13 protein-coding genes are annotated in these 12,792 nt (G+C 68.2%); 5 read left to right on the top strand and 8 right to left on the bottom strand.

All coding sequences use genetic code 11. The features are described 5' to 3' along the window. Window positions 1-27: 27 nt before the first annotated feature. The 5 genes from lptB to argS form a co-directional block, all read right to left on the bottom strand. Window positions 28-834, bottom strand: a complete 807-nt coding sequence (lptB, locus tag J2W36_RS13320) for an LPS export ABC transporter ATP-binding protein (protein WP_370869322.1) — start codon at window positions 832-834, stop codon at window positions 28-30. A gap of 5 nt (window positions 835-839) precedes the next feature. Continuing rightward, a complete protein-coding gene (gene lptA / locus J2W36_RS13315; protein WP_307690212.1) occupies window positions 840-1,529 on the bottom strand; it encodes a lipopolysaccharide transport periplasmic protein LptA in 690 nt (229 codons plus the stop codon). A 120-nt stretch (window positions 1,530-1,649) separates the two neighbouring features. Next, complete coding sequence (locus tag J2W36_RS13310) at window positions 1,650-2,297, bottom strand: thiol:disulfide interchange protein DsbA/DsbL (protein WP_307690211.1); 648 nt, start codon at window positions 2,295-2,297, stop codon at window positions 1,650-1,652. 63 nt (window positions 2,298-2,360) lie between these two features. Continuing rightward, entirely contained in the window at window positions 2,361-3,062 is a 702-nt protein-coding gene (locus tag J2W36_RS13305) for an SPOR domain-containing protein (RefSeq protein WP_307690210.1), read from the bottom strand. Window positions 3,063-3,076: 14 nt separating this feature from the next. Beyond that, a complete protein-coding gene (argS, locus tag J2W36_RS13300) occupies window positions 3,077-4,762 on the bottom strand; it encodes an arginine--tRNA ligase (RefSeq protein WP_307690209.1) in 1,686 nt (561 codons plus the stop codon). A 144-nt stretch (window positions 4,763-4,906) separates the two neighbouring features. Here argS and J2W36_RS13295 point away from each other — a divergent pair, with 144 nt between their 5' ends. Beyond that, window positions 4,907-5,221: a PsiF family protein gene (locus J2W36_RS13295; RefSeq protein WP_307690208.1), complete on the top strand. Its 315-nt coding sequence runs from the start codon at window positions 4,907-4,909 to the stop codon at window positions 5,219-5,221. Window positions 5,222-5,242: 21 nt separating this feature from the next. Here the strand turns inward: J2W36_RS13295 and J2W36_RS13290 are convergent, their stop codons facing one another. Together J2W36_RS13290 and J2W36_RS13285 are read right to left on the bottom strand one after the other, a co-directional pair. Next, complete coding sequence (locus J2W36_RS13290; protein ID WP_307690207.1) at window positions 5,243-5,695, bottom strand: DUF2214 family protein; 453 nt, start codon at window positions 5,693-5,695, stop codon at window positions 5,243-5,245. Then, window positions 5,692-6,657 (bottom strand): LysR family transcriptional regulator, encoded by a 966-nt coding sequence (locus J2W36_RS13285; RefSeq protein WP_307690206.1) that lies wholly within the window; start codon window positions 6,655-6,657, stop codon window positions 5,692-5,694. Before J2W36_RS13285 ends, J2W36_RS13290 begins: the two co-directional genes overlap by 4 nt. A 120-nt stretch (window positions 6,658-6,777) precedes the next feature. Between J2W36_RS13285 and J2W36_RS13280 the strand changes: the two genes are divergently transcribed. The 4 genes from J2W36_RS13280 to J2W36_RS13265 are packed head-to-tail and all read left to right on the top strand — an operon-like array spanning window position 6,778 to window position 11,615. Further along, window positions 6,778-7,389, top strand: coding sequence for a TetR/AcrR family transcriptional regulator (locus tag J2W36_RS13280; protein WP_307690205.1), 612 nt, complete (start codon window positions 6,778-6,780; stop codon window positions 7,387-7,389). Then, a complete protein-coding gene (locus tag J2W36_RS13275) occupies window positions 7,386-9,074 on the top strand; it encodes an MFS transporter (RefSeq protein WP_307690204.1) in 1,689 nt (562 codons plus the stop codon). The genes J2W36_RS13280 and J2W36_RS13275 overlap by 4 nt, the downstream gene beginning before the upstream one ends. A 31-nt stretch (window positions 9,075-9,105) precedes the next feature. Further along, on the top strand, window positions 9,106-10,215 hold the full coding sequence (locus J2W36_RS13270; RefSeq protein WP_307690203.1) for an HlyD family secretion protein: 1,110 nt from the start codon (window positions 9,106-9,108) through the stop codon (window positions 10,213-10,215). Next, entirely contained in the window at window positions 10,212-11,615 is a 1,404-nt protein-coding gene (locus tag J2W36_RS13265; RefSeq protein WP_307690202.1) for an efflux transporter outer membrane subunit, read from the top strand. Before J2W36_RS13270 ends, J2W36_RS13265 begins: the two co-directional genes overlap by 4 nt. Here J2W36_RS13265 and J2W36_RS13260 read toward each other — a convergent pair. Further along, on the bottom strand, window positions 11,599-12,786 hold the full coding sequence (locus J2W36_RS13260) for a CaiB/BaiF CoA transferase family protein (protein WP_307690259.1): 1,188 nt from the start codon (window positions 12,784-12,786) through the stop codon (window positions 11,599-11,601). The genes J2W36_RS13265 and J2W36_RS13260 overlap by 17 nt on opposite strands. Window positions 12,787-12,792: the final 6 nt, after the last annotated feature.

Genomic DNA, 12,792 nt, shown 5'->3' with positions numbered 1-12,792 from the left:
CGGACAGGATCATCGAACGCAACGCCATCACATTCTGAAGTTTTCGCCGAGGTACACGCGTCGCACCTCGGCGTTGTCGACGATCTCCGAAGGCGTGCCTTGTGCCAGCACCTGCCCGTCGCTGATGATGAACGCGTGATCGCAGATGCCCAGCGTTTCACGCACGTTGTGGTCGGTGATCAGCACGCCAATACCCCGCCCTTTGAGAAAACTGATGATCCGCTGGATTTCGATCACCGCGATGGGGTCGATGCCTGCAAACGGCTCGTCCAGCAGGATGAAGCGCGGCTGTGTGGCCAGAGCGCGTGCAATCTCGACGCGGCGGCGTTCGCCGCCCGACAGTGCCAGCGCGGGCGAGGCGCGCAGGTGGTCGACGCGCAGGTCGCCCAGCAGCTCGGCCAGGCGTTCGTCGATGCGCTTGGCCGACAGCGTCGCGTTGCCGCCCTTGCCATCGGGCTCGGTCTGCAGCTCCAGCACGGCGCGCACGTTCTCCTCGACCGTGAGCTTGCGAAAGATCGACGCTTCCTGCGGCAGGTAGCTCAGGCCCATGCGGGCGCGGCGGTGGATCGGCATGTGGGCGATCGGCTCACCGTCGATGGTGATCTCGCCCGCGTCGGCACGCACCAGGCCGACGATCATGTAGAACGAGGTGGTCTTGCCCGCGCCATTGGGGCCGAGCAGTCCGACAACTTCGCCCTTCTGCACTTCGAGCGAGACGTTCTTGACCACCTTGCGGCTGCCATAGCTCTTCTGCAGGCCGCGCACGACAAGCCGGCTGCCGGTGCCTGCAGCATCGGGCGTGGCGCGCAAGGACGCGGCGGTGGGGGTGGCGATGTCGCTCACTGGCGAGACTCTCCGCTGCCGCCCAGGGTGGTGGTCGAACGCAGGCTGCGCCCAGCTGCGGATGCGGGCGCTGCAGGTGGCGTGGCCGCTGGCGCGTTGGACGTCGTGCCGGCCGCACGGGGCGTGAGTACGGCGCGCACCCGGCTGCCACGTTCGCCCGTCGCCACGCTGGCGCCGGGCGGCAGCGGCGCGCCGTTGACGGTGAAAGTGTCGTTGCTCTGGTCGTAGACGATCAGCGCACCAGTGGTTTCGTCGTTCGGCGTGGCGCCGATCAGGCGGCGCATCACCGCGCGCCGGATGAACTTCACGTTGTCGGCGCGGCTGTCGTATTCGATGACTTCCGATTCGCCTTCGGTCCATTCATCGGTACCGCTGTCACGCTTTTGCTTGTAATAGGCGAGCTTGCCCGGTGCGGCAGTGACCACGCCGTACTGATAGCCCTCGGGGTCCTGGCGCACGTCGATGCGCGCACCCCGGATGATGATCGTGCCCTTGGTCACGACCACGTTGCCCGTGAACACGCTGGTCTGCTTGAGGTCGTCGTAACGCAGCGCATCGGCCTCGATGTTCATGGGCTTGCTGCGGTCGGCCTTCTCGGCCTGCGCAGCCGGCACGACGCCAGCGAGCACCAGCGCGCACAGGGCGACGCGGGCAACGAGGGAGAAAGAGAAGGAGGAGCTTGTCATAAAGGCACGAAACTTGCTGATTCATTGTATGCGGATGCGCGTGCCCACAGACGCTACAGTGCCGCATGAACGAAAAAGCCCGCCAAGGCGGGCCTCACGGTCGGCTGGACCCCTGAAAGCTCAGGCCTTGCGCGCTTCGCCGATCAGGAAATCACACACCTGGAGGGCGCGGTCGAGTGTGCCGGCAGTGTCACCGTCCACATACCAGCGACCCGCCACGCCCAGCGCCGGCACACCGGCGACCTGGAAATCGGTGGTCAGCTGCGTGGCGCGCTTGGCCTTGCCGACCACGCTGAACGACTTGAACAGCTCGCCGAATTTCTTGGCATCCAGGCCAGGCTGCTTGCCGGCCCAGGCCAGCACCGCGTCGTCGCCGAACAGGCGCTGGCGCTCGCCATGGATAGCCTGGAAGATCTTGAGTTGGAACTCGTCGACCTTGCCCATGGCTTCGAGCGTGTAGTAGAGGCGCTGCTTGGTTTCCACGTCGTTGCCGACGAAGGGCACCGGAATGCGCTTGAACACCACGTTGGCAGGCAGTTGCTTGACCCAGGCTTCGAGGCGCGGCTCGAAGGCGGCGCAGTGCGGACAGTTGTATGAAAAGAACTCGACCACCTCGACCTTGTCGGCCGGCGAATCGACCGGCAGGCGCTTGCCGAGCGCGATGTAGTCGGTGCCTGCCTTGGGCACGCGAGCCTGGGCATGCAGCGAGCCAGCCAGGGGGAGCAGACCGAGCGAAGCGGCGGTCAGCGAAAAGTCACGACGGTTCATTGAAAAGTTTTCTCCTGTTGCGCTGAGAGCCGCGCAGGGGCTGTGGAGTTCCGCAGCACGGTGTCAGCGCTGCACGCGCACCAGCGCGGATTCGAGGCCGTTGCCGTCCATGCGGTCCTTCAGGCGGTCGGCGTCTTCCTTCTTGTTGAAAGGACCCGCACGCACGCGGTAGACGGTGCGCCCGGCCTGCTCGCGCTCGGTCACGCGCGCCTCGATGCCCATCAGCGACAGCTTGGCACGCTGCGCGTCGGCATCCTCGGTCGTGCGGAAGGCGCCCGCCTGCACGAAATACATGAAGGCGTCCGGCGAGGCTGCGGCCGTGCCGCCGTCGTTGGCGCGGGCACGGGCCAGGTCGCCGAGCGGATCGCTCGATGCACCCGCGTCCGGGGTGCGGGCGGTGCGCGGAGCGGCTGGCGTGGCGGGGGTTGCAGGGGTGGCGCTTGTGCTGGGTGCTACCACGACAGGTACCGGCCCGCTTTGAGTCGGCGGATTGCCTGCCACGGCAGGCGACGTCGGCGTGGGGGGTGCTGCCGGTACGGCGACCGCGGGCGCGCGGGGTTTGCCGGCCAGCGGGCCGTTCGGGTCCCAGTCGCGGTTCTTGCGTGCCTCTGCCTCGTCCTGCTCGGCACCGCCACGCTGGGTCTTGGTCATGAAGGGGATCGGCACCTTGGTCACATAGACCGCAATGCCGAGGGCCACGCCCAGGCCGAGCACGATGCCGATGATCAGGCCGATGGCCGTGTTGCCGCGTTGTCGTTGTTTCATGGTCAGAGAAGAAATCACATCTTGCTGGGCGCACTCACGCCGAGCATCGCGAGGCCATTGTGCAGCACCTGGGCCGTGGCGGCGACGAGCGCCAGACGCGCCAGTTTGACCGCTTCGTCCTCGACCAGGATGCGTTCGGCATCGTAGTAACTGTGGTAACTGGCAGCAAGCTCGCGCAGATAGAAGGTGACGTCGTGCGGCGCGAAGTCCTGCGCTGCGGCGGTGAGCATGGCCGGGAAACGGGCCAGCAGCAGCATGAGCGCCTGCGCGGGTCCGCTTTCCAGGGCCGTGAGGTCGACCGTCTTCAGCTGGCCGCGCTCGCCGCCCCAGGCCGCCAGCACCGAGCAGATGCGCGCATGCGCGTACTGCACGTAGTAGACCGGGTTGTCGTTGTTCTTCGCGACCGCCAGGTCGACGTCGAAGGTGTATTCGGTGTCGGGCTTGCGGCTGAGCAGGAAGAAACGGACCGCGTCGGTGCTGGTCCACTCGATCAGGTCGCGCAGCGTGACGTAGCTGCCGGCGCGCTTGCTGATCTTCACCTCTTCACCACCCTTGACCACCCGCACCATGGTGTGGAGCACGTAGTCGGGGTAGCCGGCGGGGATGCCGACGCCAGCGGCCTGCAGGCCGGCGCGCACGCGGGCGATGGTGCCGTGGTGGTCGGTGCCCTGGATGTTCACCACCTTGTGAAAGCCGCGCTCCCACTTGGCGATGTGGTACGCCACGTCAGGCACGAAATAGGTGTACGTGCCGTCCTGCTTGCGCATGACGCGGTCCTTGTCGTCGCCGTAGTCGGTCGACTTGAGCCACAGCGCGCCGTCCTGCTCGTAGGTCTTGCCGGCGTCGACCAGCTTCTGCACCGTCGCCGCCACACGGCCGCTGGTGTACAGGCTCGACTCCAGGTAGTAATTGTCGAACTTCACCTGGAACGCCTTCAGGTCCAGGTCCTGCTCGCGGCGCAGGTAGGCCACGGCGAACTGGCGGATCGAGTCGATGTCGTCCATGTCGCCGCTGGCGGTGAATTCGCGGTCGTCGGCGCTGACGGTCTTCTTCGCCTTGAAGTCTTCGGCGATGTCGGCGATGTAGTCGCCGTTGTACGCCGCCGCCTTCTCGCCGCTCGGCCACTCGGTATCGCCCGGCTTGAAGCCCTTCAGGCGCAGTTGCGTGCTGCTGGCCAGTGTCTGGATCTGCACGCCGGCGTCGTTGTAATAGAACTCGCGATAGACGTCCGCACCCTGGGCGGCCAGCAGGTTGCAGATGGCGTCGCCCAACGCCGCCTGCCGGCCGTGGCCGACGTGCAGTGGGCCGGTCGGGTTGGCCGAGACGAATTCGACCAGCACCCGCGCACCGTGGGGCGCCTGGCGGCCGAAAGCCTCGCCGGCTTCCAGCACCTCGCGCACGATCTGCTGCTTGGCTGCGGTCTTCAGGCGGATGTTCAGGAAGCCGGGGCCGGCGATTTCGATCGCCTCGACCCATTGTGTGAAAGCCGGCGTGGCGCGCAGCGCGGCACTGACGTCTTCGGCCAGTTCGCGCGGCTTGCGCCCGAGCGGCTTGGCCAACTGCATGGCGGCGGTGCTGGCGAAATCGCCATGGGCGGCCACCTTGGGGGATTCGAACGCGGCTTTGCCGCCGGCGCCGGGAGAGAAGGATTCGAGCGTGGTCGCGAGGGCCGCGAGCAACTCTTGTTTGACCAATAGCATCGCGGGATTTTACCGGCGGCAAACCCGAAGCGGCCGGAGGCGGTCATCCGCGCTGCGGGTTGGCCCGTTGTCAGAGGGGCCTCGCACAGGCGGGGCCGCCTTTCGCCACCACGTTCGCCCACCACGTTTTAAGGACACTCCACCATGAACAAGCTCCTGACCCTGCTCGCACTGGGTGCCTGCCTTTCCTTCGGCGCTGCCCAGGCCCAGGACAAGGCGCCAGTGCCCAAGGCGCCTACCGCCCAGCAGAACAAGATGGGTACCTGCAACAAGGATGCGGGCGCAAAAAAGGGCGACGACCGCAAGGCCTTCATGAAGGAATGCCTGTCGGCCGCGCCCGCCAAGCCGATCACTCAGCAGGAGAAGATGAAGAACTGCAACGCCGAAGCCAAGACGAAGGCGCTGTCGGGCGACCCGCGCAAGGCCTTCATGAAGGAATGCCTGAGCAGCAAGGCCTGACCCGCCGCCAGGCCTGCGGCTTCACCGGCCGAAGCCGCGGGCCAGGAACACCGCGACCAGAGGGATCACGGCGAGCAGGTGCGCCTGCACCATCACCAGCTTGCGGGTCTTGCGCACATCCGCCTCGGGGGGCAACGCGCCGGTCGCGCGCAGCGTCTTGCGCCAGCGCAGGTAGGTCAGGGTCGGGAAGATCGACATCACCCCGATGACGATGAACAGGGTGAGCTTCACGTGCAGCAGCGGGTTGGTCCAATACCACGCCGTGCCCTTGACGCCCCAGACCGTGCGCGCGATGCCGGTGGCCAGCACCATGAGCGCGGCAATGCCGTAGACCATGTCGACCTTGGCGAGCCGCTCGACCACGGCGGCGTTGAGCCATTCCACGCGGCACAGCGCGGCTTCGCTGGCGATGAACACGACCATCGTGAGGATGGCCAGCAGATGGAGATAGGCCAGGATCGCTTCGAGCGTCATCGGGAGGTTTCCTTTCGGTGGGGGCGCGCGACGATTGTGCCGCTCCAGAATTCCGGACGCCCGTACTCGGCCTTGAGGAAGTCCAGCCACAGGCGCACGCGCAGTGGCAGATGCTTCCTCTGCGGGAACACCGCGTAGATCCCGTTGGGCGGCGAGGCGAAGTCGTCGAGCACCGGCACCAGCAGGCCAGCCTCGATTTCCGCCTCCACCTCCCACATGCTGCGCCAGGCAATGCCATGGCCGGCCAGGCACCAATCGTGCAGCACCTGGCCGTCGGTGCAGTCGAGCGGGCCGTGCGGCTTCAGGTGAATGACCTCCGGCTCGCCGCCGCCCTGCGCCGGTGGTACGCGAAAGGCCCAGCCACGGGTCTGCGAGGCGTCGCTCGACAGCGTGAGACAGGCAAAACGCTGCAGATCGCCCGGGTGGCGCGGCGTGCCGTAGCGGCGCAGGAAGGCCGGCGTGGCCACACAGCGGCGACGATTGTCGGCCAGGCGCAGGCTCACCAGCGAAGAATCGGGCAGATCACCTACGCGCACCGCGCAGTCGAAGTTCTCGCCGGCCATGTCGACCACGCGGTCGCTCAGGTTGAGCGAGATCGTCACTTCCGGGTGCAGCGCGTGAAAGCGCGGCACCAGCGGCGCCACGTGGCGCCGACCGAAGCCGGCGGGTGCGGTCACACGCAGGTGCCCGCTGGCCTTGACGCCGCCCGCGCTCACGCTGGCCTCGGCGTTGGCGAACTCCACCAGCAGCCGTTGGCAGTCTTCCAGAAAGGCGCTGCCTTCGTGCGTGAGCGTGAGGCGCCGGGTGCTGCGCAGCAGCAGCTTGACGCCCAGGCGCTCTTCCAGCGCATCGATGCGCCGACCCATGACCGCCGGCGCCACCCCCTCGGCCTTGGCTGCCGCCGTGAGGCTGCCGCGCGCGGCGATCGAGACAAAGGATTCGAGCTGGGTGAGGCGGTCCATGACGGGAGATTACCCGCTGCGGGGCCCATCGTCCGCACGGACGCAGCCAGGGCACTCCCTGCAGCCGCCCGACAATTTCGATACACTATAGTTTCGAAACTACACGGTTCACTAAATCCGATGAACGCCCCTCCCGTCACACCCTCGCCCGGCCGCCCCCGCGATGCCACGCTGGATGCGAACATCCTGCGCGCAGCCATGGAGTTGCTCGGCGACAGCGGCCTGAACGCGGTCACGATGGATGCGGTGGCGCATCGCGCTGGTGCGGGCAAGGCTTCGCTGTACCGCCGCTGGCGCTCCAAGGACGAGCTGCTGGCCGACGCGCTCGCGCTGTACTCCCCGGTGGACGTCGAGATCGACACCGGCAGCCTGCGCGAAGACCTGGTAAAGGTGTACGAGGTGTACTACGGCATCGGCAACCACCTGATGCAGGCCGCCATCCAGGAAATGCTGGGCAACGTGCGAATGCACCACGCATGGACCGAAAAGGTCGCTCCACAGCGACTCGCGGTGCGGCGCGCAACGCTGGTCACCATGTTCGAACGCGCGGCTGCGCGCGGTGAGATCCGCATGCCGGCCGACCTGCACCTGATCCTCGACGTGGTGCCGGCACTGGTGCTTTACCGCTTCAACATGCGCAGCCAGAAGGTCACGCGCGCCTCGATCGCCAAGGTCATCGACACGCTGGTGCTGCCGCTCGTCGCCGCGCCTGACACCGGGGAACGGCCATGAGCGGCACCGCGAGCGAGCCCGCGCGCGCGGCCGCGACCGACGCCCCGATGCCACCGGCACCGACGCCTGCCCCGGCCACTGCCGCGCCACCGGCCGAGCCCTACGACCTGCGCGCGGGCCTGGCCTTCATGGCGATCTCGGTGCTGCTGGGCATCACGCAGGGCCTCGGCGTGAACCTGGTCAACTCGAACCTGAGCGGCATCCAGGGGGCGCTGGGCGCGACGCCCACAGAGATCAGCTGGCTCACCTCCGCCTACTACGCGACCAACATTTCGGCCACGCTGCTGCTGACCAAGGTGCGCTACCAGTACGGCCTGCGCTGGTTCGCGGACATCGCCATCGGCATTTACCTGCTGCTGGCGGTGGCGCATCTGTTCACCCAGAACCTCGGCTCGGCCGTGCTGGTGCGCGCTGCGCTAGGCCTGGCCGCAGCGCCCATCAGCAGCCTGACCGTGCTCTACATGATGCAGGCCTTTCCACCGGCCAAGACCGTGGTGGGCGTGCTGCTGGGCTTTGCGGCGCTGCAGATCGGCGCGCCGATGTCGCGCGTGATTTCCGAAGACCTGCTGCAGATCGGACAGTGGAGAGGTCTGAACGTAGTGGACGCCGCGCTGGCCATGTTGTGTTTTGCCGCCATCAACGTCGCGCGGCTGCGCCCGATGCCCACGCAGAAGATGTTCGCCAAGGGCGACAGCATCGTGTTCGGGCTCTATGCCTGCGCGCTCGCGCTGTTCAGCGTGGTGCTCACGCAAGGGCGCCTGCACTGGTGGACCGACACGCCCTGGCTGGGTGTGTGCCTGGCCGGGGGGGTGCTGTGCCTCGGGCTCTACGTGGCCATCGAACTGCAACGCGACAAGCCGCTGCTCGACCTGCACTGGCTCGTCAGCCCCTTCATGCTGCGCTTCATGGCCGCAACGCTGCTGTTCCGGGTGGTGCTGTCGGAGCAGACGGTGGGCGCCGTCGGACTCATGAACACGCTGGGCTTCACCAACGACCAGATGCACCTGCTGTTCACCTGTGCCACGCTCGGTACGCTGGCCGGCTTCGTGGCCGCCATGGCGGCATTGCCTTCGCGGCGCTTCGACGTGCTGGGCGACATCGCGCTGGTGCTGATCATGGTGGCCGCGTGGATGGACGGCGACGCGACGGTGCTCACCCGGCCGCACGATCTGTACCTGTCGCAGACACTGCTGGCCGCGGCCAGCGCGATGTTCCTGGCCTCCGCGCTGCTGCAGGGCTTCGGCCATGTGATCGCCGGCGGCATGAAGAACCTGGTGAGCTTCATTGCCGTGTTCAGCGGCGGCCAGGCGCTGGCCGGCCTGATCGGCCAGGCCTGGCTGGCCACGCTGGTGGTCGACCGCCAGAGGCTGCACTATGGCCAGCTGGTCGAGCACCTGCAGCTGTCGGACCCGCAGGTCGCACAGCGCCTGGCGCAGCTCGGCGGCGCGTACGCGTCGAGCCTGAACGACAACAGCGCGCGTGCGACCCAGGCGCTCACGCTGCTGGGCCAGCAGGTCACGCAGCAGTCGTATGTGATGGCCTACAACGACCTCTTCCACACCGTAGCGCTGGTGTCCACGCTCGGCTTCTTCGTGTTCGCAGGCGTCAAGACGCATCGCTGGCATCGCGCACGGCGCGCCACCACCGGCGTGGCCGACGCCGCGGCCCAGCCGTCCTCCCCCTGATTCCTCCATCGATTTCTCCCACGAGCTTCCCATGTCCTTCCTCTCCAAGACCCTTCGCGCCCGCAGCACATGGGTCGTGCTGATCGCCACCCTGCTCTGCGTGGGCCTGGTGCTCTATGCCTGGCGCCTGCCGCCGTTTCGCACCGGCACCGAAACCACCGAGAACGCCTACGTGCGTGGCATGGTGACCATCGTCGCGCCCAAGGTCGATGGCTACGTGGCCGAGGTGACCGTGCAGGACTACATGGCCGTCAAGGCGGGCGACGTGCTGGTCAAGCTCGACGACCGCATTTACCGCCAGCGTCTGGAGCAGGCGCGCAGCGCGCTTGCCGCTCAGGAGGCCAATCTGGCCAACACAGCCCAGGCGCGGGCCGCGCGCGAGGCCGCCATCGGCAGCTCGCAGGCCCAGATCGCCAGCGCCCAGGCCCAGTTGATGAACGCCCGCGCCCAGCTCGCGCGCGCCCAGGCCGACATGCGCCGCGCCACGCCACTGGCCCAGGACGGTTCGCTGTCGCAGCGTGAGCGCGACCAGACCGAAGCCGCGCTGCACCAGGCCGAGGCAACGGTCAAGCAAGCCGAGGCAGCCGCGCTGCAGACGCAGGCCGGCAAGGCCGTGGCAACGCAGGACCTGCGCACCGTGGTGGTCAACCGCGACGCGGTTGGCGCGGCCGTGGAGTCGGCGCGCGCGGCCGTCCGGCTCGCGCAGATCGACCTCGACAACACGCAGATCCGCGCACCCCGCGACGGCCACGTGGGCGAGGTCGGCGTGAAACTGGGCCAATACGTCACGCCAGGCACGCAGTTGATGGCGGTGGTGCCCGCGCAGATCTGGATCGTCGCTAACTTCAAGGAGGCGCAGACCGCACGCATGGCACCGGGCCAGCCCGCACGATTCCATGTCGATGCGCTCGCCGATGCACAGCTCACGGGGCATGTCGAACGGCTGTCGCCGGCCACCGGCTCGGAATTCAGTGTGATCAAGCAGGACAACGCCACCGGCAACTTCACCAAGATCCCGCAACGCCTAGCGGTGCGCATCGCCATCGATGCCGACCAGCCGCTCGCCCAGCGGCTGCGCCCGGGCATGTCGGTGGTGGTGAAGGTGGACACCGACGTTCGCGCCGAAGGCAGCCGGCCATGAACGCACTGCACTCCGGTCGCCGGGCGCTGGCGCTGGCCGCGCTGTCGTTGCTGTTGCAGGCCTGCAGCAGCACGCCGCCTGCGGCGCCCTCGCTGGCGGCACCAGTCCCGGCGGCCTGGCAAGGCACGCGCGATGCCAGTGCCGGCGCCGCGCTCGAGGCCGGCTGGTGGCACGCTTTCGGCGATCCGGTGCTCGACCGCCTGGTCGACCAGGCGCTGGCGCACAACGCCGACCTGCGCACGGCCGCGGCCCGTGTGGCCGAGGCCCGGGCGCTGGCCGACGTGCAGCGCGCGGCAGCGCTGCCGACGCTCGACGCCGGGCTGGGTGCCAGCCGCAGCCGCAGCATCAGCGCGGCCACCGGCAAGCCTTATCTGTCGACCGTCGGGCAGCCGCAGTTCCAGGCGGCGTACGAGGTCGATCTGTGGGGCCGGCTGAGCGCGCTCGACCAGGCGGCCACCGCGCAACTGCAGGCCAGCGAGGCCGCGCGCGACAGCGCAGCGCTCAGCGTGGCGGCGTCGACCGCCTCGGGCTACATCACGCTGCGGGCGCTCGACGCGCGGCTCGACGTGGCGCGCCAGACCCTGGAGGCGCGCGAAGCAGCGCTCAAGCTGGCCCGGTCGCGCCAGGCGCGTGGCTACACCTCGGCCCTGGAAACGCAGCAGAGCGAGGCCGAGTACCGCGCCACCGCCGCGGCCATTCCACAGCTGCAGCTGGCCCAGCGGCGCCAGGAACACGCGCTGGCACTGCTCGCCGGCAGCGCACCCGGCGAGGTCCCGCGCGGCAAGACGCTGGCCGAACTCCAACTGCTGGCGCTGCCCGCGACCGGCCTGCCTTCGGAACTGCTGCGGCGCCGGCCCGACATTGCAGGCGCGGAGGCGCAACTGGCAGCCACTGATGCACAGCTCGCCGCAGCCCGCGCGCAGCTGCTGCCGTCGCTGCGGCTGTCGGCGTCGCTCGGCAGCATCACGTCGACGGCGCTCACTGGCGATCCATTCAAGCTGTGGAGCCTAGGCGGCAGCGTCCTGGCGCCGATCTTCGACGGCGGGCGCCTTCGCGCGCAGGTCGAGGCGACCGATGCGCGGCGCGCACAGGCCCTGGCCAGCTACGAGAAGACCGTGCTGACGGCCTTCGGCGAGGTCGAGGACCAGCTGGCCGCCGTCGATGAACTCGGCCAGCAGACGGTGCAGGTCGAGGCGCAGAGCACCGCGCTGCAGGAAACGCTGCGCATTGCTCGCAACCGCTACCGCGAAGGCTATGCGTCGTACCTGGACGAACTCGACGCGCAGCGCAACCTGTTCAGCGCCCAGCAGACGGCGCTGCAGTTGCAGGCCGATGCGCTCAACGCGCGCGTGGCGCTCTACCGCGCGCTCGGCGGCGGCTGGGTCAGCTCCCCGCCGTGACCTTGCGCGCCTTGAGCGCGGCGATGTCGGCGCCGGTGTAGCCCACTTCTTGCAGCAACGCGTCGGTGTGTTCGCCCAACAGCGGCGGCTGCAGCCGGATGCCCAGGCGCTCGCCATCGAGCGTGAAGGGCATCAGCGGCACCTTGGACATGGCGCCGTCGTTCATGCGCACGGGCGCCAGGCCGCCGGTGGCGTTCAGGTGCGGGTCGTCGAAGAGGTCCTGCGGCTTGACGATGGGTGCGAATGGCAACTCGTTCTGCTCGAACACCGCGCTGAGCTCGGAGGCGCTGCGATCGGCCAGGTGTGAGCGCAGGATCGGCATCATCCACTCGCGCGCCAGCACACGGTCGTTGTTGGTCGCCAGGCGCGGGTCGGCCAGCATCTCTCCCAGGCCGAAGGCCTTGCAGAAGATGGCCCACTGCTTGTCGCTGACCGCCGCCAGGAAGATCTGCTCGCCGTCCTTGACCGTGAACACGTCGTACACGCCCCAGGCCGAAATGCGGCTGGGCATCGGATCGGCCGCGCGGCCGGTGGCGGCGAACTGCATCATGTGCTGGGCCACCAGCAGGATGTTGTTCTCGAAGAGGGCCGACTGCACCTCGCTGCCTCGGCCCGTGAGATCGCGCTGGCGCAGCGCGGCCATGGCGCCGATGGCACCGAACATGCCGCCCATGATGTCGTTCACGCTGGTGCCCGCGCGCAACGGGTCGCCGGCGCGGCCGGTCATGTAGGCCAGGCCGCCCATCATCTGCACCACCTCGTCCAGGGCGGTGCGATGGTCGTAAGGGCCGGGCAGGAAGCCCTTGTGGCTCACGTAGATCAGCCGTGGATTCAGCGTCTTCAATGCGTCGTAGTCCAGGCCCAGCTTCTTCATGGTGCCGGGCTTGAAGTTCTCGCTGACGATGTCGGCGGTGGCGATCAGGCGCAGCGCCGCCTCCACGCCTTCAGGCTGCTTCAGGTCGAGCGCGATGCTCTTCTTGTTGCGGTTGAAGGTCGGGAAGAAGCCGGCGCCCGAGCCCAGCAGGCGGCGCGTGTTGTCGCCCTCGATCGGCTCGACCTTGATGACTTCGGCGCCCAGGTCGCCCAGCAGCATGCCGCAGGTCGGGCCCATGACCATGTGGGTGAATTCGACGACGCGGATGCCCGCGTAAGGCAAGGGTGCAGACTGCATTGCAGG

Origin of the sequence: Variovorax ginsengisoli (genome assembly GCF_030811835.1) — a bacterium.
Taxonomy (GTDB): Bacteria; Pseudomonadota; Gammaproteobacteria; order Burkholderiales; family Burkholderiaceae_C; genus Variovorax; species Variovorax ginsengisoli_C.
This window is presented reverse-complemented; position numbering and strand designations above follow the sequence as displayed.

What these genes read in the sequence shown, in the direction of transcription:
- J2W36_RS13280 (WP_307690205.1), top strand. Translation starts at nt 6,778, where the DNA reads ATGAACGCCCCTCCCGTCACACCCTCGCCCGGCCGCCCCCGCGATGCC.
- J2W36_RS13270 (WP_307690203.1), top strand. Translation starts at nt 9,106, where the DNA reads ATGTCCTTCCTCTCCAAGACCCTTCGCGCCCGCAGCACATGGGTCGTG.
- J2W36_RS13290 (WP_307690207.1), bottom strand. Translation starts at nt 5,695, where the DNA reads ATGACGCTCGAAGCGATCCTGGCCTATCTCCATCTGCTGGCCATCCTC.
- lptA (WP_307690212.1), bottom strand. Translation starts at nt 1,529, where the DNA reads ATGACAAGCTCCTCCTTCTCTTTCTCCCTCGTTGCCCGCGTCGCCCTG.
- J2W36_RS13275 (WP_307690204.1), top strand. Translation starts at nt 7,386, where the DNA reads ATGAGCGGCACCGCGAGCGAGCCCGCGCGCGCGGCCGCGACCGACGCC.
- argS (WP_307690209.1), bottom strand. Translation starts at nt 4,762, where the DNA reads ATGCTATTGGTCAAACAAGAGTTGCTCGCGGCCCTCGCGACCACGCTC.
- J2W36_RS13260 (WP_307690259.1), bottom strand. Translation starts at nt 12,786, where the DNA reads ATGCAGTCTGCACCCTTGCCTTACGCGGGCATCCGCGTCGTCGAATTC.
- J2W36_RS13310 (WP_307690211.1), bottom strand. Translation starts at nt 2,297, where the DNA reads ATGAACCGTCGTGACTTTTCGCTGACCGCCGCTTCGCTCGGTCTGCTC.
- J2W36_RS13285 (WP_307690206.1), bottom strand. Translation starts at nt 6,657, where the DNA reads ATGGACCGCCTCACCCAGCTCGAATCCTTTGTCTCGATCGCCGCGCGC.
- J2W36_RS13305 (WP_307690210.1), bottom strand. Translation starts at nt 3,062, where the DNA reads ATGAAACAACGACAACGCGGCAACACGGCCATCGGCCTGATCATCGGC.
- J2W36_RS13265 (WP_307690202.1), top strand. Translation starts at nt 10,212, where the DNA reads ATGAACGCACTGCACTCCGGTCGCCGGGCGCTGGCGCTGGCCGCGCTG.
- J2W36_RS13295 (WP_307690208.1), top strand. Translation starts at nt 4,907, where the DNA reads ATGAACAAGCTCCTGACCCTGCTCGCACTGGGTGCCTGCCTTTCCTTC.